Annotated in this window: 18 protein-coding genes and 1 riboswitch; of the genes, 10 read left to right on the top strand and 8 right to left on the bottom strand. The window is 46.8% G+C overall.

Annotation, left to right across the window (positions count from 1 at the left end):
- Positions 1 to 3 precede the first annotated feature (3 nt).
- Positions 4 to 351 carry a metal-sensitive transcriptional regulator gene (locus NYE58_RS02020; protein WP_076124636.1) on the bottom strand — a complete coding sequence of 116 codons (348 nt, stop codon included), beginning with the start codon at positions 349 to 351 and terminating at the stop codon, positions 4 to 6.
- Between the two features lie 260 nt (positions 352 to 611).
- Here NYE58_RS02020 and NYE58_RS02015 point away from each other — a divergent pair, with 260 nt between their 5' ends.
- The 8 genes from NYE58_RS02015 (at position 612) to NYE58_RS01980 (ending at position 7,385) form a co-directional block, all read left to right on the top strand.
- Entirely contained in the window at positions 612 to 2,132 is a 1,521-nt protein-coding gene (locus NYE58_RS02015) for an MDR family MFS transporter (protein ID WP_036682771.1), read from the top strand.
- 5 nt (positions 2,133 to 2,137) lie between these two features.
- Positions 2,138 to 2,704 (top strand): PadR family transcriptional regulator, encoded by a 567-nt coding sequence (locus NYE58_RS02010; protein ID WP_036682773.1) that lies wholly within the window; start codon positions 2,138 to 2,140, stop codon positions 2,702 to 2,704.
- Between the two features lie 90 nt (positions 2,705 to 2,794).
- Positions 2,795 to 3,010 (top strand): hypothetical protein, encoded by a 216-nt coding sequence (locus NYE58_RS02005; RefSeq protein WP_076275984.1) that lies wholly within the window; start codon positions 2,795 to 2,797, stop codon positions 3,008 to 3,010.
- A 52-nt stretch (positions 3,011 to 3,062) separates the two neighbouring features.
- Positions 3,063 to 4,040 carry an aldo/keto reductase gene (locus NYE58_RS02000; protein WP_076275983.1) on the top strand — a complete coding sequence of 326 codons (978 nt, stop codon included), beginning with the start codon at positions 3,063 to 3,065 and terminating at the stop codon, positions 4,038 to 4,040.
- A gap of 223 nt (positions 4,041 to 4,263) precedes the next feature.
- Positions 4,264 to 5,595, top strand: a complete 1,332-nt coding sequence (locus NYE58_RS01995) for a hypothetical protein (protein WP_341000975.1) — start codon at positions 4,264 to 4,266, stop codon at positions 5,593 to 5,595.
- Between the two features lies 1 nt (position 5,596).
- Positions 5,597 to 6,187 carry a signal peptidase I SipW gene (gene sipW, locus NYE58_RS01990; RefSeq protein ID WP_076124645.1) on the top strand — a complete coding sequence of 197 codons (591 nt, stop codon included), beginning with the start codon at positions 5,597 to 5,599 and terminating at the stop codon, positions 6,185 to 6,187.
- Between the two features lie 90 nt (positions 6,188 to 6,277).
- Positions 6,278 to 6,886 carry a TasA family protein gene (locus NYE58_RS01985; RefSeq protein ID WP_036682781.1) on the top strand — a complete coding sequence of 203 codons (609 nt, stop codon included), beginning with the start codon at positions 6,278 to 6,280 and terminating at the stop codon, positions 6,884 to 6,886.
- Positions 6,887 to 7,055: 169 nt separating this feature from the next.
- Positions 7,056 to 7,385 carry a helix-turn-helix domain-containing protein gene (locus tag NYE58_RS01980; protein WP_036682795.1) on the top strand — a complete coding sequence of 110 codons (330 nt, stop codon included), beginning with the start codon at positions 7,056 to 7,058 and terminating at the stop codon, positions 7,383 to 7,385.
- A 107-nt stretch (positions 7,386 to 7,492) separates the two neighbouring features.
- Here NYE58_RS01980 and NYE58_RS01975 read toward each other — a convergent pair whose 3' ends face one another.
- Positions 7,493 to 7,648 carry an anti-repressor SinI family protein gene (locus NYE58_RS01975; RefSeq protein WP_232061118.1) on the bottom strand — a complete coding sequence of 52 codons (156 nt, stop codon included), beginning with the start codon at positions 7,646 to 7,648 and terminating at the stop codon, positions 7,493 to 7,495.
- 27 nt (positions 7,649 to 7,675) lie between these two features.
- A riboswitch (cyclic di-GMP riboswitch) is annotated at positions 7,676 to 7,760 on the bottom strand.
- 470 nt (positions 7,761 to 8,230) lie between these two features.
- On the opposite strand from NYE58_RS01975, the gene NYE58_RS01970 reads away from it, so the two are divergent.
- Positions 8,231 to 11,098 (top strand): 2-oxoglutarate dehydrogenase E1 component, encoded by a 2,868-nt coding sequence (locus NYE58_RS01970; RefSeq protein WP_341000974.1) that lies wholly within the window; start codon positions 8,231 to 8,233, stop codon positions 11,096 to 11,098.
- A 52-nt stretch (positions 11,099 to 11,150) separates the two neighbouring features.
- Positions 11,151 to 12,437, top strand: a complete 1,287-nt coding sequence (gene odhB / locus NYE58_RS01965; RefSeq protein ID WP_076219722.1) for a 2-oxoglutarate dehydrogenase complex dihydrolipoyllysine-residue succinyltransferase — start codon at positions 11,151 to 11,153, stop codon at positions 12,435 to 12,437.
- A 402-nt stretch (positions 12,438 to 12,839) separates the two neighbouring features.
- Here the strand turns inward: odhB and NYE58_RS01960 are convergent, their stop codons facing one another.
- From NYE58_RS01960 to NYE58_RS01935, 6 genes are all read right to left on the bottom strand, one after another.
- Complete coding sequence (locus NYE58_RS01960) at positions 12,840 to 13,802, bottom strand: hypothetical protein (RefSeq protein ID WP_341000973.1); 963 nt, start codon at positions 13,800 to 13,802, stop codon at positions 12,840 to 12,842.
- Complete coding sequence (locus tag NYE58_RS01955; protein WP_076192703.1) at positions 13,763 to 14,371, bottom strand: RNA polymerase sigma factor; 609 nt, start codon at positions 14,369 to 14,371, stop codon at positions 13,763 to 13,765. The genes NYE58_RS01960 and NYE58_RS01955 overlap by 40 nt, the downstream gene beginning before the upstream one ends.
- 326 nt (positions 14,372 to 14,697) lie before the next feature.
- Positions 14,698 to 16,446, bottom strand: coding sequence for a hypothetical protein (locus NYE58_RS01950; protein ID WP_341000972.1), 1,749 nt, complete (start codon positions 16,444 to 16,446; stop codon positions 14,698 to 14,700).
- A gap of 28 nt (positions 16,447 to 16,474) precedes the next feature.
- A complete protein-coding gene (locus NYE58_RS01945; protein WP_341000971.1) occupies positions 16,475 to 17,161 on the bottom strand; it encodes a hypothetical protein in 687 nt (228 codons plus the stop codon).
- Positions 17,161 to 18,111, bottom strand: a complete 951-nt coding sequence (locus NYE58_RS01940) for a sugar phosphate isomerase/epimerase family protein (RefSeq protein ID WP_076275977.1) — start codon at positions 18,109 to 18,111, stop codon at positions 17,161 to 17,163. The genes NYE58_RS01945 and NYE58_RS01940 overlap by 1 nt, the downstream gene beginning before the upstream one ends.
- 34 nt (positions 18,112 to 18,145) lie before the next feature.
- Positions 18,146 to 19,018: a carbohydrate ABC transporter permease gene (locus NYE58_RS01935; protein WP_038568356.1), complete on the bottom strand. Its 873-nt coding sequence runs from the start codon at positions 19,016 to 19,018 to the stop codon at positions 18,146 to 18,148.
- Positions 19,019 to 19,031 lie beyond the last annotated feature (13 nt).

The following is a 19,031-nucleotide window of genomic DNA, read 5'->3' as shown; positions in this document are numbered from 1 at the left end:
TTATTATTTCATTAATTTGTTAACCGTAATTAGGAGCTCGTCGATAACCTCATGTTCGCCAGCTTCGATTCGCTCAACAATGCAACTTTTCATATGTCCTTCTAACAGCATCTTACCGACACCATTTAACGCCGCCTGTACCGCTGCGAGCTGGTTGAGTACATCATCACAATAGGTATCCCGTTCAATCATACCCTTTACCCCGCGGATCTGGCCTTCAATCCGGTTGAGGCGCGTATTCAAGTTATTCTTGAATTCTGCCGAATGATGACTTTTTCGTTCTCCTGATGATGAAGAATGACAATTTATGTCGCAGGATTCTGCAGCTTGCTCTTTCTTGGCAGTAGACATAAGAATCAGCCTCCTTGGTTATAATATAATATACCCCCGTAGGGTATGTCAAGAGGCATTCCTAATTCATCCACAGATGATCTCCACGGGTAGTTTGTCCCTATATTACCGCCGTATTCTTCTACGGTTGGCTATACATCTCTATTTTTTTTAAAAAACTATTGCCTCCCTATTCAAATTTGAATATAATAAATTTTGCTTCTAATTATGAACATTTTTCGAACAGAACTATCACTATTAAGAAAAAGGAGCTGCGAAGCATGCATACTAAAGAAAGTAATCTTAAACTCGTAGTGGTTGGCCTGCTGCTTGGTATTCTTATGTCCGCAATGGACAATACCATTGTAGCTTCAGCTATGGGAACGATAGTCTCAGATCTTGGCGGTCTGGATAAAATCGTATGGGTAACCTCCGCTTACATGGTAATGGTAATGGCCGGAACCCCTATCTTCGGCAAGCTCTCTGATATGTATGGACGTAAACGTTTCTTCATTTTCGGATTGATTGTATTCCTGATTGGCTCGGCTTTGTGCGGTACTGCCACCAGTATCACACAGCTCAGTATTTACCGTGCCATTCAAGGGATCGGCGGCGGTGCACTAATGCCAATCGCCTTCACCATCGTTTTCGACATTTACCCGCCTGAAAAAAGAGGAAAATTGACCGGTCTCTTTGGAGCCGTCTTCGGAATCTCCAGTGTACTTGGACCTTTACTCGGTGCCTATATTACCGACTATGTTGGTTGGCAGTGGGTATTCTACATTAACCTGCCGCTAGGAATTATTGCACTGTTCCTGATTGCAACTTCTTATAAGGAGTCGATCTCCCACGCTAAACAGCGCATTGACTGGGGTGGAGCCTTCACTCTGGTTGGTGCGATTATCTGCCTAATGTTCGCTCTGGAACTTGGTGGTAATCAATATGCTTGGGATTCCAGTGCCATCCTTGGCTTATTCGTAGGTTTTGCTGTTCTCTTGCTGGCGTTTATCCTTATTGAGAGAGTAGCTGCTGAACCTGTGATCTCGTTCGCTATGTTCCGCAAACGGTTGTTTGCAACAAGCAGCGTGACCAGCCTATTTTATGGCTCTGCTTTTATCGTAGCTACTATTTACATTCCTATCTTTGTGCAGGGTGTATTTGGCGGCTCAGCTACGAACTCAGGGCTGATCCTTATGCCGATGATGATCGGTACGGTCGTTGGCAGTCAGACCGGGGGGCTGCTTACAACAAAAACCAGCTTCCGCAACATTATGATCCTATCCGCAGTCTGCTTTGTCGCAGGGGTCTACAGCCTAAGCACTTTATCACCAGATACCTCCCGCCTCATGCTTAATGTATTTATGGCTCTGACTGGGTTCGGCGTAGGCTTTTCCTTCTCCGTGCTGAGTATGGCAGCTATCCATAATTTCGATATGCGCCAACGGGGGTCGGCAACATCGACCAGTACCTTCATGCGCTCCCTTGGAATGACACTGGGAATTACGATCTTCGGGATTATTCAGCGGAATAGCTTTACTAACAGTCTAAGCGATGCTTTTGGCGGTAGTGAACAGTCAGCAGCTTTCGGAGATCCACGCGCTGCGTTAACACCTGAAGCAAGAGCGAAGATCCCTGCTGAAATATTAGAGAAAATATCAAGTGCGTTATCCACCTCTATTGCACAAACCTTTATGTGGGCCTTGATTCCTGCAGTGCTCGGTCTAGTCTTTGTACTGCTCATGCCAAAAGACCGTCTTACCATTCCTGCTAAAGCTGTTCAGGCGTCCGAGGGCAAAAGGTAACCATTATGTCCATGAAATTAGCCATTCTAGGTTTACTGCTGGAGCGGAACATGCATCCCTATGAAATCACATTAGTGATGAAGGAACGTTCCATGGACCGGATCACGAAGCTGCAGATGGGATCACTCTATTATGCTGTGGATAAGCTTGCACAAGATGGTTATATAGAAGCTTTAGAGGTCATCCGCAGCAGTGATCGGCCGGACAAAACAATCTATGCCATAACGGAGCAAGGTAAAGCTTTATTCGAACAGCTTATCCTGCAACAGATTAAGAAAAACGAACCCTTCTATCATCCGATGTATATGGCCCTGGCTATGTCCCGTCATATCGATCAGAGCAAGGTTGAGAAGCTGCTCGAGGAACGCCTCCGGGAAACAGAACATCAGGTTAATCTGGCTTATCAGGTATACGAGGAGCATATCTCCATCGTGCCTCGTTCTGCCCTGCATCTAATGTACGGTACATATGAGCACACCCTGACTGAGCTGAAATGGCTGCAGCGCCTATACGATGATGTTGTAGCACGCAAGCTAAAAGACATAGGGACACCGTTGAATTTAGAGGCCTAATGGCCTCTTTTTTCTGTTTAAGGGAGTCAAAATACGTTTATTAACGAGCACAATAGCCATTAAATCTCAAAGAAAGGCGAGGCGGTAAAAATGACTCAAGAAAAACATCAGCGGAATAGTGACAAACGGGATCACCCGGAACAATATCCAACAGAGAAAGAAAGTCTATTCGATCTTCATGAAAGTGAGCAGAATGTAGACCCGATTCCGATGGAAGATTTGACGCTGGAAAAGCAAGAAGAAAAGAATAAAGAAGAGACCAAACACCGCTCTTCCAGCGACAAAAAATACCATACGGGCTTCTGAGAGTGTACAATATCTACAAGTACGCAATCATAATTTCCAAGGAGGAATCACATTGTTGAAAGCGTTACCTTTAAACAAGCGCGGGATTCCCGCAAGCCGCATTGCTTTAGGCTGCATGGGGCTAGGCGGTGACTGGGACCATGAGCCGATTACTGTGGAGAATGTTAAACAGGGACATGAAGCGGTTGATGCCGCCCTTTCCATCGGCATCAACATGTTTGATCATGCAGATATCTATACTCGTGGGAAGGCGGAGAAGGTATTCGGTCAGATTTTTAAGGATCGTCCAAGACTACGTGAAGAAATCATAATTCAATCTAAATGTGGAATTAAGCTAATGGAGCCTGGAGACAGCACTAATACGTTTGATTTCTCTGGCCAACATATTCTGAACAGTGTAGATGGAATATTGTCACGACTTGGGACCGAATACATTGATATTCTTCTACTGCATAGACCTGATCCCTTAATGGATCCCGAGGAAGTAGCCTCCGCATTACATCAACTGAAGGCCGCTGGTAAGGTTCGTCATTTCGGGGTTTCCAATATGAGCGCCGCTCAGATCAAGCTGCTGCAGACTTATTGCGATGAACCTTTTATCGTAAACCAGCTACATATGAGCTTGGCTAAGATCAGCTGGGTGGATGCTGGAATCAGTGTAAATCGTGAACCCTGGAAGGATATTATCTTCCCTGAGGGAACCCTTGAACATTGTCGAATGGAGAACATTCAGCTTCAAGCTTGGGGGCCACTCGCCCAAGGTCTATTTAGCGGGCGTTCATTAGAGGATCAACCGGAGAATATCGTCCAAACAGCAGCTATGGTCCAACAGCTCGCAGATGAAAAAGGAACAACACCCGAAGCCATTGTACTGGCTTGGCTAATGACACATCCAGCTGCCATTCAGCCTGTTATTGGAACTGTGAATCCGAAACGTATTACTGCCTGTGCCGATGCGGACAAGCTGGAGCTTAGCCGTAAAGAATGGTATGACCTGTATGTTAGTTCACGCGGTTCAAAACTTCCGTAACATATACATTTATATTCTCAACTTCATTACTCCGCTTATGCCCGGCTCGCGTTACTACTGCGAGCCGGGTATTTTTTTACGAATCACTCTAACTTATCGTTCTTTATTGCGAATAAATTTAGTAATCGAGCGATATATGGAGTTATTTAGAGATAAATTATCATTTTCGTTCTTTATAGAGTACAAATGCGCGTTATTGGCAGTTTTCTTTTTGATTTATTCCATGTATGATTCATTACAGAAGTTGTTCTTAATAAAGAACGATAATAACGAACCAAAGAAACAGACATTGAGGGGAGGTATTCCTCTGAGACCCAGATCAGCAAGGAGAAGAGCTAGAAGAAACAGGAAAATCGGATTACGTATACTGCAATCAGGAATGGCTGTCTCCGTCTTATTTCTATATACCTCGCAGCAAGTTGGTGGTACCTATGGAGGCTTTGGAGCCGCTACGCAAACCACTAGCACGATTAGCTTTTGCGAAGTATTTCCGAATTCGATCAAGGCACTGCTTACAGAGTTCAAAGAGCATGTTAATCGAGCGCTCACTTTAAAAGAATCACTACAGCCCTTTTCCTCATCAGCTAACTACTCGGACGTTTCGGGAATAGAAGGGATGTCGCTGGAAGAGCTTGATGTCGCTGCAGAAGAGATTTCTTCGCAAATAGCGGCGCTTCAATCCCAAATAGATAGCGTTAACGAGCAACTGGCGGCTAACAGCCAAATTTGGAATCAAATCCACAATGAGCTAAGTGCAGCAGCAGCCTTACTCTTCCAGATAGGAGGATATATGACTTCTCTAGATTCCAACTGTCTAGAAATCAAGGACGAGCAATTTTTCAGAGATTTACAAAGCAGCCTGAATCAAAGCGGTGTGATCTCGGAATCCTTGAATGCTTCCTTAAATGGAGTTATTAGTTACCTAACCTCCATACACGATGTCGGTCTTCCATTCGCTTCGGTAGTTACCAGTGATGTTTATGGACAACTTGAATTACGCGAAGGAGAGTTCCCACAGCCACTGCCATTCCTGATTACCTTCACTCAACCAGACGGCGTGATCTCTAGCGACCTCACCTCATCTTATGAAGCTCTAAATACCGAATTGACTAACCATAAAGAATCGGCAACCTCAGGTATCACTACCCTTCAAGATAAACTCCAATTGATCAGTCAGACTCGCGAGCAAAAACTAGAAGAGCTTGAAAAAGCTCGGCTAGAAGAAGAGCAAGTAAAGAAAGAAGAAGAAGCGAAAAAAGAAGAAGAACGTTTGGCTGAGGAGAAAAAGCAACAAGAAGCCGAGGATAAAGCGAAAGCTGAGGCAACCCCTCCAACATCAGGCGAAACTGCTCCGGAAGCCCCAAATAAAGAACAACCTGAAGCCCCAGCCACTGACCCGGTTAAGCCGGAAATTGACGAAGAGCTTACAATTCCAAAAGATGTCCCTCAGCAAGAGGCTCCACAAGAGACGCCAAAGGCGGAAGACAGTACGACTACCCCGCCGGTAGCAACCCAAGCTCCTTCGGACCCTCAACCTGAGAAAGGTGGAGAATAAGATGCGAATTAAAAAAATTATCAATAATACCCTATCGAGCTTAATGCTTGTGATCTTTATTCTGCTGGTGGCAGCCGTAGTGTTATCCAAGGCCTCCGGCGGTGAACCTGCTTTCTTCGGATATGAGATCAAAACCGTACTCTCAGGATCGATGGAACCAGGAATTCAGACAGGCTCAATTGTCGCATTAAAACCCGGAGGGGATATGAATCGTTTCAAACCAGGCGATGTCATCACCTTTAGGAATGAAGATAATCTGCTCATTACTCACCGGATTGTAGAAGCGACCGTCAATAACGCTACTGGTGAAGCTGTTTATCGCACTAAAGGCGATAACAACGACGCGCCCGACATGAACCCTACCAGTTCTGTGAATGTTGTAGCTCAGTATACCGGGGTCACTGTACCCTATGTCGGTTACGCTATGAATTTCGCAGTTTCCAAAGCTGGAAGTGTAGTCCTCATGATCGTGCCTGGCTTGATGCTTCTGCTCTATGCTCTGTATACCTCTTGGAAGGCTGTAGCTGCATTAGAAAAGAAAAATGCTGCCCTACTGCCAGCCTCACCGCCCCCAACAGAAACACAGCCCTAAGTTGATTGTCCACTTCCGCTTACGAACCGGAAGATACAATATATAAATTTTATAAAAAATTCAAACACAAATTTGAGGAGGAATTTTATTATGGGTATCAAGAAAACATTGGGTCTTGGCGTAGCATCTGCAGCACTGGGTTTATCATTAATCGGCGGAGGAACCTTCGCATACTTTAGCGACACTGCGCAAAGCACAGCTACATTCGCAGCGGGCACGCTCGATCTGAACTCCGACCCTTCTGTCATCGTTAATATTCCTAACCTGAAACCAGGTGATACGGTAACTAAATCCTTCAAATTGAAAAACGATGGTTCGCTCGATATCGGATCTATTATTCTGAATACATCGACTCAAATCACGGATGCTAAAGGAGATAACTACCTGGATTTAGCCGAGTTCATTAAAGTTAAATTCCTTAGAAATAATGATAAAGGAGTACCTATCGTCTCTCCTGAAAATGTAGTTTATGAGACTACACTTGCTGCTTTAAAAAGTCAGCATCCGGATCTCGTAAAAAATACAGGTTGGGATCAACTCTTTACCGAAGCATCCGGTATTAAAGCCGGTACCAACGACAGCTTCTCCGTCCAATTCGAATTTGTGGAAAATAACCAAGATCAAAATATTTTCCAAGGCGATAGCTTAACACTGACTTGGGATTTCGTAGCTAAACAAGGTGCGAAAAAAGACTACTAAGATCAATAAAGTAATTTAATAAAATACTCGAAGAGCAGCAGATCCTGAATCCGGCCACGGATAAGCAGATTGCTGCTCTTCTCTTTACAATAAACTTTGTCCGATTTATTGATATTTGCTATACTAATAACAAAAATTACGGAGGGGCGTCAGCATAGTGCCACAGAATATGGGCCAACGTATCCAGCAGCTCCGCCTAGACAAGGGTTTCTCCCTATCTGAGCTTGCGGACAGAGCAGATGTGGCTAAGTCGTATCTTAGCAACGTGGAGAGAAACATCCAATCCAATCCATCCATCCAGTTTATCGAAAAAATCGCTGACGCGCTTCAGGTATCCATTCATGCCCTGCTCTATGGAGAACCCAATGATGCAGAGGAATCACATTTAGATTCGGAATGGTTCCGATTGGTGCAGGAAGCTATGGACTCAGGCATTAGCAAACGCGAATTCAAAGAATTTCTGGACTATCAGAAATGGAAGCTCGATCAAAAGGATTAATACTTCCTACTAATCTGGTACGATCCTCTCTTCTACTAAATCATATCGAAAAAGGACACAGCGAAGAACCGCTGTGCCCTTTTTCGATATGTAACCCCTCTAATGTATTACTGCACGATCTGCACAGTTTTCTCATGAAAGAACTGGCGGATTTCATCTGCCTTAATGCCAGCCTTCTTAGCTGCTAATAATAAATGTACCCACTCTTGATCCAGATCAATAAACTGCTGTTCTCTGTTGCTACCCTGGTTGGACTTTTCCAAAAAATCTCCCCCTAAGATTTTACGTCCCCAGGCAATCCGGCTGTCATAGTATCTCTACCTTAGACCCGCGACTTTGTGCCCCTGCCTTTCGGCAAGTTTACCTTTTACTGGACCCTTTTCACGAAAGGATCTACTTAAAAAACTATAAAATTACTATCTGCAATAACATTATACAAAAAGAAAGCGGAAAAGTGTGTCGATTCCTGGTTACTTTCTATTTTAAAAACGAAAAATAAAAGATTTTTTTTCAAAGATCTTGTCCGATTATCACGATACTCGTCCGTTACATAAAATAAATTGTACTAGCAAAATAAATATTTACTGACCTAATAGTTAAAAATAAGGATAATAGAATCATTTTAATAGGCCTTTAGAATGGGTAATGAGAAGAAACACCCTTCTTTTCATTAGAACAAGCTAACCCATACCATTTTGCGAACGTATTGGACGAAAGAATGAATTGATTACAGTGGCCGAAAGTAGCACAATAAGATGAGAAATGAAACCGCAATCATCACAGCTCCAGTAAGCGTTGACACAAAATGTAACGTATGGAGTTCATCCGTTAAGGAGGATGTATTCATGGCAGCCAAAGAGCCCTATAACGAATCCATTTGGAGTAAGTATTACGGACCCAATTTAGGCTACATTCAAGAAAGATATGAACAGTTTGTGAAAGATCCCTCCACCGTAGAAAATAATTATCGCGAGCTTTTTACAAATTCGGGACCTCCTCCCCTAACTCCGGATAGCGAACCGGCTCCTCAGCCGCACATCTCGGGAGACACCGAATGGCTTAGAAAAGCAGTAAGAGCTTCCAAGCTAATCGCCAATATTCGTATATATGGCCATATGGCCGCTGAAATTGATCCGCTGGTACGCGATCAGAATCCCATGGCAAAATATCTTGAGCTTGAAACCTATGGGCTGACCCGCGAAGACCTGATCGCACTGCCTGCCACGCTTATATGGGAAAATGCGCCGAATGATGTGCATACCGGATGGGATGCCGTGCAACGTATGCGTCAGGCATACACCAAGACTATCGCCTATGAATTCGGGCATGTGCATGAAGAAAAAGAACTGCAATGGCTAAATAGACAGGCAGAATCCACCAGCTCACCAGCACCCCTAAATAATACAGAACGCAAAGAGCTCCTGAACCGCCTGATTCAGGTAGAGCAATTTGAAACCTTCCTCCACAAAACTTTTGTAGGTCAGAAGCGTTTCAGTCTTGAAGGCAATGATGCTCTTGTGCCGATGTTAGATGAAATCGTACGTGCTGCTGCACATGACGGTGCGGAGCATATTTTGATGGGCATGGCGCATCGCGGCCGCCTCAACGTTCTTGCACATATTTTGGGCAAACCTTATGATATCATATTTTCAGAGTTTCATCATTCTCCGAACAAGGAGCTTTTCCCTTCCGAAGGCTCCACAGGCATTAACTATGGTTGGACAGGTGATGTGAAATACCATCTCGGTGCAGACCGTGCTGTCCGTGAAGGAGAAACCGTACGCACAAGAATAACACTAGCGAATAACCCAAGTCACTTGGAATTCGTCAATCCTGTCGTGGAAGGTTTCACTCGTGCCGCACAAGAAGATCGGAGCACTGCAGGACTGCCGAAGATTGATACCAGTAAAGCTATGGCGGTGCTGATGCATGGCGATGCTGCTTTTCCAGGTGAAGGAATTGTTGCAGAAACGCTTAATATCGGCAAACTTCAAGGTTATCAAAATGGTGGGACGATCCATATCATTGTTAATAACCGAATTGGTTTTACGACTGAAAGTGAAGATTCCCGTTCTACGCATTATGCGAGTGACATCGCCAAAGGGTATGAAATCCCAATAGTCCATGTCAACGCTGATGACCCAGAGGCCTGCGTAGCAGCTGTACGTTTAGCTAGCGCATACCGCCATCAATTCAAAAAAGATTTCGTAATTGATCTCATCGGCTACCGCCGTCATGGTCACAACGAAATGGATGATCCTGAAACCACACAACCTATTGTCTACGGCAAGGTTCGCAATCATCCAACCGTCTACAAGGTTTATGCAGAGAGACTGAAAAACGAAAAGGTTCTTACCGCCGAAGACGTACAAAAGATGAATGCTGAAGCAGAAAGCGTATTGCAGCGTGCGTACGATACTATGAAGGAAGGCAATCATAAGAAAAAAGAACCCAAAGCCTTCATTCCTCTACAAACGGACCGCGCAGCGGCAAACACTACAGCGGTATCCATCTCCAGCCTGCAGGAGATCAATCGTGAACTGTTGACGGTTCCTGCTGGATTCCAGGTTTATCCGAAGCTGGAGCGCATTTTACAACGTCGTAAAGATGCACTGAATGAGGGTGAAAAGGTCGACTGGGCACTGGCTGAAACATTAGCCTTCGCTACCATTCTGAAAAATGGAACGCCCATCCGACTGAGCGGTCAAGATGCCCAGCGCGGAACCTTCGCACATCGCCATCTGGTGCTGCACGACAGTAAAACAGGAGATTTATTCTCTCCTCTGCATCAGCTAAGCGATTCCCGTGCCTCCTTTGGCGTATACAACAGTCCATTGTCAGAGGCATCAGTATTAGGCTTTGAATATGGTTATAATGTGTTTGCACCGGAAACCTTCGTAATCTGGGAAGCACAGTATGGTGATTTCGCCAATGCGGGTCAGGTTATTTTTGACCAGTTCATTGCCGCTGGACGCGCCAAATGGACACAGCGCAGCAATCTCGTCATCATGCTGCCGCATGGCTACGAAGGACAGGGACCTGAGCACTCCAGCGGTAGGCTGGAACGGTTCTTGCAGCTATCCGCTGAGGAGAACTGGACGGTCGCTAACCTGACTACCGCTTCGCAATATTTCCATCTGCTGCGGCGCCAAGCAGCGTTATGCGGGCAGGAAGATGCTAGACCGCTAGTCATTATGACGCCGAAAAGTCTCATTCGGAATACGCGCAGCACTTCTGCCGGAACCGAGCTGGCTTCAGGACAATTCAAGCCTGTATTAGCTGAATCTTTGCTTGGCCAGAAACCAAGTGAAGTTAAACGGCTCGTAGTCTGCAGCGGTAAAGTCGCTATCGACATCCAAACAGAACTGGAAGCAGCACCGGATAAGGATTGGTCATGGCTGCATGTTCTTCGCCTAGAGCAGCTTTATCCGTTCCCGGAACAAGAGTTAAGCGAACATTTAAACTCCTTCAGCTCCCTTCAGGAAATTGTCTGGGTGCAAGAAGAGCCGAAAAATATGGGCGGCTGGAGCTATAGTGAGCCTCGGTTACGCGCCATCGCACCGAAAAATGCCGGCGTAAGATATATCGGCCGTCCGGAACGTTCCAGCCCGGCCAGTGGTTATGCAGATGTGCATAGCTTCGAACAACGTAGAATTGTAACAGAAGCCCTAAAATCAAATTCGAACGTACAAGCGGCTGTACCGTCCTCTTAAGAGGACGGTATCACAATAGCGTAAACCATTATGTTTGGGGAGGAAACGGCCTGTGTCAGAAATCTTAGTACCCGATCTGGGAGAATCCATATCCGAAGGAACCATCTACAAATGGCTGGTTAAAGAAGGCGACACGGTAGGTCAAGGCGATGTGCTTGCTGAGCTGGAAACGGATAAAGTCAATCTGGAAATTAGTGCAGAGGTGGAGGGTGTCATCTCCACCATCCTGCGTCAAGCGGGCGAGAACGTAGCCGTTGGCGAAGCCATCGGTATCATTGGAGCCGCAAGCGGCAGTACGCCACGGGCCGCTGAAAGCGAAGCCGAAGCGCCTAAAGCGGCTCCGGCAGGCGGCAACGCAGTTGCAGCCGCCGCGCCTGTAGCTGCGCCCGAAGTGCCTGCAGCAGGTGGCGACAGCCATGCTGCATTGGCATCGCCGGGCGCACGCAAGCTGGCACGGGAGCGCGGCATCGACCTCGGCGAGGTTAGCGCCCGTGATCCTATCGGCCGGATTGGTCAGGCCGATGTGTCCGGTCATGGTGCAGCAGCGCCGCAGGCCGCTGCACCGGTAGCTCCGGCGCCGCAAGGCAAGCCGGAACCAGCGAAGCCGGCAGCGGGCAAAGCCACGCCGGACGAGGGCAAAAACGTGGAGCGCAAGCGCATGTCACGCAGACGGCTCACGATTGCCAGCCGCTTGGTCGAAGCGCAGCAGACCGCGGCCATGCTTACCACCTTCAACGAGGTGGACATGACAGCGATCCTCGACATCCGCAAGCGCCGCAAGGATGCATTTAAAGAAAAACATGAAGTTGGACTAGGCTTCATGTCCTTCTTCACCAAAGCCGTGATCGGTGCGCTTAAAACCTATCCACTGCTGAACGCCGAAATCGACGGTGAAGATCTGGTCGTTAAGAAATTCTACGACATCGGTATTGCTGTTGCAGCGAAAGAAGGACTTGTAGTTCCCGTAGTCCGTGATGCGGATCGGCTCAGCTTCCCGGAAATCGAGCGCCAGATTGGCGAGCTCGCTTCCAAAGCACGTGCCAATACGCTCAGCCTCTCCGAGCTGCAAGGCGGAACATTCACCATCACCAACGGTGGCGTATTCGGCTCCTTGTTATCGACACCGATTCTGAATACACCACAGGTGGGTATTCTAGGGATGCATAAGATCCAATTGCGTCCGATCGCGCTGGACGAAGAAAGAACCGTAAACCGTCCAATGATGTACATCGCCCTTTCCTATGATCACCGGATCGTTGACGGCTCTGAAGCGGTAAGCTTCCTGGTCAAAGTGAAGGAATTGCTGGAAGATCCGGAAGCACTACTGCTAGAAGGCTAACGCTCTTCGAATTTTCGAAGACATAAGAATATAAAGAAGGTATCCCTACAGCTCTCGCTTTGGGGATACCTTCTTTTATATCTGAATCCAATTGCTGCCTTCCCTGCATACGATTTAACTGTATTTTATACACTTATTTATTTCTGATCCGCTCATAGCCTCTTCTCTAATTGCATTCTCTACAACTAAAATCCGTAAAAACGTCTATTTCCACTAATTTAACCAGTAATAGCTGCATCAAATACAACTAAAGGGCCTATATACAGCTATTGGTGAACTTTAATTGCACATAATACAACTAACTTAGCGCATGCACATGCACCTACTAACATCAAACATCAAACATCAAACTACACACTACTAACTTCAAACTTCAAACTTCTAACTTCAAACTTCAAAACTCTACTTCAATAGCTCCTCAGCCAGCTGTAAAAATTGCTCCTGGGTCAAAATCTTATCTCCATAGCTGGTGAGTGTATAATACGCATCCTGCTTCTCGTTATACCAGTTCAGATAATCATAGCTGACTTCTTCCCTTACCACCTTGTTATAGATAACTTCTGTCCCTGCAACTGTGAGCTTATTAGCTTGATTCTCAGGCGTTTGTTCCACGAAAACCTTGCCGCCATGCATGAGCGTTGCTGAGATCCCTATAAAAGCATTGTTCTTCGAATATGTTACACTTAGCCCCCCTGGCTCGGACCACGGTATAGCCTTCATAAACAAATTGCGGGTCCCCTTGTCCTTATTTGCCTGAGCGGTAAGATCATTTAATGTTTCCTTATACAGAGAACCTGGCTTAGCTGTATCCGTAGTCGGAGAATTAGGATGGATTACACCATATTTAAAAGCGTACCCCGCTGCCGTTTCGGGAAGCATTGGCGCCCCTGTTCTTTTGATTTCTTTTAAAAAATCAGAATACGCATCTATCCGCTGCTCTTTATACTTAAACTGCAATTCTGTCGCCAAGCCTGCTGCACCTGCTTTATTTTTCACAAGATAAGCGATCAATTCACCCGGTTTAGCGAACTCTTCTGCTTGCTGCGCATATTTATCATAAGAAGCCCTTTCTGCAGATTCAGTCGGCGAAACATGTTGGACCTTCACTACTCCTTCACTATTGCGGATTTGGATATATTCAGACGCAGCATACGCAGTCACAGAAATCAGCAGAAACAGCGTTAACATACTGGCCACTGCCGTTGTTTTATTCATCACCCTCAGCGAGAACGATCGCTTTCGACCTGTTATGCCAGTAATACGCCCCATGACCTTATCTTCTACATCTACCTCATCCAAAAGTTCATTGCCCGCCGAGGCATAAATTATATCTTGGTATTCATTGCTGATTTTGTTTCTTTCCATGTGATCTCCTCCTCTGACTTCATAGCTTCCTGAACCTTTAGCTTGATCCGATTCATTCTTTTAGTTAGCGCATTGGGACTGACCCCTAGAATCTCACTTATCTCTGCATAAGTTTGTTCTTCAAACACCCGCAGAATAAGCATGTTTCTCTCCTCAAGCGACAATCCCGCTAAAGCCGCAGACAATGAAGGACTATACAACCGAGCATCCAGCTCCTGTTCAGGACTTGCAGACAGTACTTCCGGACGAAAAATACGCATGACTTGCTTATGCAGACGACGCCTGCGCAGCAGATTTAAGCAATGATGATATGCGATACGATAGAGCCATGCCGAGAAATGCATTTGCGATTTGTATTGCCGGATAGATTGATAACCCTTTACCAAAATATCCTGAACCGCGTCCTCCGCATCCTGCTTGTTTTCTAACAAACGATAGCAATATCGATAGATCGGCTTTTGGAATGACCTGACAATTAAAGCATACTGCTCGGAATCTCCCTTTTGAATCCTAACGATTAGCTCTTCCAACTCTGTCGAGTCTAGCGAATCCTGTGGCGATGTAAGCACCTCCTTAACCCTTATATCTCTATAACACTTGACCACCGAAAAAAGTGCCTATGTAAACCAAACTAAAGGAAATTTTATAAAAGCTGACAGTCACGGCTTCGGAGAATGTTTGAATCACTGACGGCTGGTGTCCCCGGATTTCTTACTTATACCATTATGCACGGTTAAAATCTGGTGAGTCTATGCTTAGCAGATGCATAACAAAACCTCCCATTAGACCTGATAACTCCAGGTTTGCTTCTAATGGAAGGTTTTTTAATAAGGCTTATTATTCTAAGACTGAGGTGTAACGTCAACGTCTGCTAAATTGTAAATTGTTGCAAAGGTTACTCTCTTATCATGGAAGGAGATAGAGTGATCGTAATCGTCTTATCGAACGGGGTCATAAAATTGACCAACACCGCCTTGCAGTTATCCTGTAGCTTCGCCTCACGCACCGTAGCCGCCAGATGGCCAAGCTCGCCCCCTGTCAGTTCAATCCAGTCCTCTTCACAACTATAGCGGAGGTTACCGCCGTTCCAGAGATAATGGTCCTCTCCGACAGCCTGCAATTCACCCGATGTGAAACATCCTTCCCGTCCAAAAATAAAAGACAGCTGTGTCATAACCTCTGTAGGTTCCTCAGCATGCAACCGGAGGGTCCACCCTCTGTCCGTGCGTTGAACCTCCGTCTCCACACGGAATGTCTGTTCATGCGTAAGTGCGCGGCTCTGATGCGGTAGCAGATACCAAGGGCTTACTGGCTCCCCAGATGTTGGTGGAAGCAGTTCACCTTCTACAGGACCGTAATAACCCTTCTTTTGTTCTCCTGACAGGTGGTATCCGTCAGGTAGTTTGATCATTTTCTGCATCGGGATATAGCCCGGATTAAAGTAAGAAGCCAGTTGCACTGCAAGCAGCCTGACGGCACCGTGACGGAGTGCAAAAAAAGACGGCGTCTCCGTGATTAAGGTCACGCTAGTGTTCCCGTCCCTGTAGCGCACAACCGGTGCTCCGAAATCAGTATGCAGCCGGCTGTGGTAAATTCGCCCTTGATGGCCGGACTTCTCCATATCCTGCAGATAGCCGTGTCGCGGAAAATCGCCGTTCAGTATTTTCTCATATTTTACAGGCAGAGCTGCCGAATCTTCAAAAGGTTGCTGAAGCTCCGGCTCCAGCAGCATACGTACAAGTACGTTAACAGAGCAGACCCCCGGATTTTCCAGTGCTCTGCCTGCCCATTCGGCCATCCCCGCAAACAATGGCTCCTTATCGGAACGGGCCAGAATAGCGTACGGTAAATAATATGGAGACAGGTCGTGAAAGCTCCCCAGATCCTGGCGTCCAGAATAATCGGTCACAACTTCGCCCTTAGGATGCACCAAATAGACCATCATGTGTAAATTCAGACGAACTGGCTCCAGCAACTGCGGCCGATCCAGCAGACGAGCGGCATGAATCAGCATGATGTCGCTGACCGCACTATAAATACCGTTACTGCGCTCCGTCCATTCTCCATCAGGTGTAATATCCATCCCTTCAGCCAACCACTGATCCGCCCGTTGGACAGCCTCCTCCAGTCCGAACAGTTCATGCAGAAACCCCAGTGCTGCACACAATACCCAACGGTGATTCGGCGTGTGACAGCCCCCTGTAAGCATGACGGGAATAGTTCGCTTAAGAAACAAGAGCATATTATCAAGCACCTGTTGCAGTGGCGCCCAATCCTGCGACGCCAACAGTTGGTATAGCTGAGCATAGCCGACGATGACAAAGGCTGTATCCGGGGGAGAATGATAGTTCGTCCAGCCCGGAGAGATCGAGCCATCCTCATGTTGTGAACGCAGCACGAACTCCGTCGCCAGCAGCAGGCGGGCCAGCAGCAGCTCATCACGGTAGAATGCGGAATCCGGGTTAACCAGAGCCGCTCCCCAATAACACATATCGGTTGGTGTGCCGGTCGTATGATTAACCCAGGCAACGCCAGTACCCGGATCTATTGTCCCTCCATAATAGCGGCTCGTCGGATCAAGCACCTGCCGGGATAATCCCTCCACTGCCGCTCTATCATTACTGGCTACCAGTTGCTTGTACATTATACTTCCCTCCATGTTAACAATCTGCTCAATGTCTGGGTGGTAACATGAGCTGAAGCCGCGCCAGCTCTCGTCGGATACGTTCAGGAATTTCCGTGAACAGTTGATTCCAAGAAACGAACAATTCCTCCCGGTCCGCATATTCCCAGCACGAATAGGACAGGGAAGGCGTGAACCGGCAGGTTTTCAGATAACGGTGGACAAGACGGTCAGTTTCTCCATCGGACGCCAGAATGCCGTGAAAAAAGTCGCCATAAATCAGACCCTCCGCACCTGCTCCATCCTGTGTACTGGATGCGAATCCCGGTAACAGCTCAAAGACTTCAGGGAACGGGGCAAGAGCATGCTTGCCGGGTTGGACATAGAGGTCCACCCGTGTCCCGCTTAGATTGCTGCCCCCGCGCAGCAGCGCTTTAAGGAATTCCCCGTGAAAGCTCGCTTCGGCATCCACCACTTCCCCGTCTCTACCGATGTAAACCCACACATGCTCCAGATCATATAAATGTTGAATATCATAATCGTAATAAATCGCGTATTCCACAACGGCCAGCACATCCGGACGGTTCACAGCTAGACGGCGCCGGAAGGAAGGAGACTCTTCCTCCTGCCGCATCACCGTTATACCGAGACGTACCGGAAAAAATGGCTCGTTCTGATCGAATAATAAGCGCGGAGCATACTTCATAGCTAACCTACGGTCTTCATCGTTCAACATCAGACCTGTCCTCTACGCGCCAACTTGGCCATAAGCAGCTGATGACTTTCATCAATTTCTTCCGGCTGGCAAGCTGCCTTCAACTCATACACCTTGACCCGCGCCCGTTCAATCATCGGCAGATAAGCATCATAGAATTTCATATTCCCGCTGTTTACATAAGGGCACCAGTGATCAGACAGACCGATAGTCTCATGAATGTGAACACCTACAATATCATCCATCAGACCTTCCATTTCCCCCACACTGTCGTACAAACCCAAACGGTCCATCATAATGGCATGCCCGGTGTCATACCATATGCCCACAGGCGCTCCTTTTAGCGCCTTAATAATCATTTTGGCTTCCGCAAGCGTCGGAATCTGCTGCGGTTTGGAACGTGTTTCGATACCAAAGCGTACGTTTATCCCCTCAGAAACTGCCCGGTTACATACTTCATCTAGGCTTTCAATAATTTTCTGCACATAGCCGGCGCTATAGGCTTCCCGCCGCTCCATCAGTTCCGCCCATTTGCTGCGATAAGCGTTAGAATCTCTACCCTCTCCGTTATAAATCTGCTCCAGCTCTTTACTGATATCATTTGGAAAGGGTACCTCACCGGGATGCACAACAACAGCTTCTCCTCCGTAACGCTGAGCATACTTAGCCGAGCCAATCAGCAGCTCAATCGCCCGCTGCCGCTTCTCCTCATCCTCAAAACCCAGCAGCACGGAATCTGTGCCATAATCGGAGTCCTGCACATGCGGGAAGGTGTTGTGGACACTGGAGATCCCCACCTCCCCCCGCTCAAGCATCGGCTCGATCGTTTCCAGCATTTCCTTAGTCACATTATAGTTCAGCTCCACTCGCTGAAAGCCCAGATCGCGGATTTCCCGCAGCATTTCACTGCCGATGGAATGACGCTTAATATTCCAGCAAGTTGAGAACGAAAACATGCCTTTGTCCTCCATAATTATTTTCTCCTCCCTTGTTACAGCTTACGGTTCAACCTTTTACGGCACCAAGCATTACACCGCTGACAAAATATTTCTGCAGCCATGGATATACGGCAAGGATCGGTACTGTTGCAAAGATAACGGTGGCCGCTTTTAGGCTCTCTGGTGTCAGTGGGGTCCGGTTGGCACCTTCCATTTGTGTCAGTTCGGATACCATGTTGTTCTGCACCATCTGGAACAGCTTGAGCTGGAGCGGATACAAATCCGGATTATTGATATACATCAAAGAATCCTGAAAGCCGTTCCACCTTCCCACTGCGTAGAAAAGCGCCAATGTGGCCATAACCGGCATGGATAGCGGCAATATAATACTCATCAGGGTACGAAGATGGGAACTGCCATCGATTTCGGCCGATTCCTCCAGGCTGGCAGGAATGTTATTAAAAAAGGAGATCAGGATAATCAGGTTAAAGGGGCTGACCAGACCTGGCAGGATAAGCGACCAGACCGAATTAATCAAATGCAAATCACGGATCAACAAATATTCAGGAATAATACCGCCGCTGAAAAACATAGTGATAACGATCAGATACATAAAAAATTTACGGCCCTTCAATTTTCTTTTGGTCAGCGGATAAGCTGCTGCCACAGTGAAAAGCATACACAGCACCGTTGTGGCAAACGTCAGAATAACCGTAAAGACAAGAGAGCGGATCATCGCATTATTGGAAAAAACATTAATGTATGCATTCCAGTTCAATTCAATGGGGAAAATCGTTACTTCTCCAGAAGTAATTGCCCGGTTGGAACTAAGCGACACGGCAATCACATGCAAAAACGGAGCCAAGCAGAACAAAACGAACAAGGCAACAAACGTTATATTGACGATATCGAATATCCGGTTTGAGGTACGTTCACTCATAGCACTCCGCCTC

Origin of the sequence: Paenibacillus sp. FSL L8-0708, from assembly GCF_038009325.1 — a bacterium.
GTDB lineage: Bacteria > Bacillota > Bacilli > Paenibacillales > Paenibacillaceae > Paenibacillus_AQ > Paenibacillus_AQ odorifer.
The sequence above is the reverse complement of the archived record's forward strand: the minus strand, read 5'-3'. Positions and strand labels throughout refer to the sequence as shown.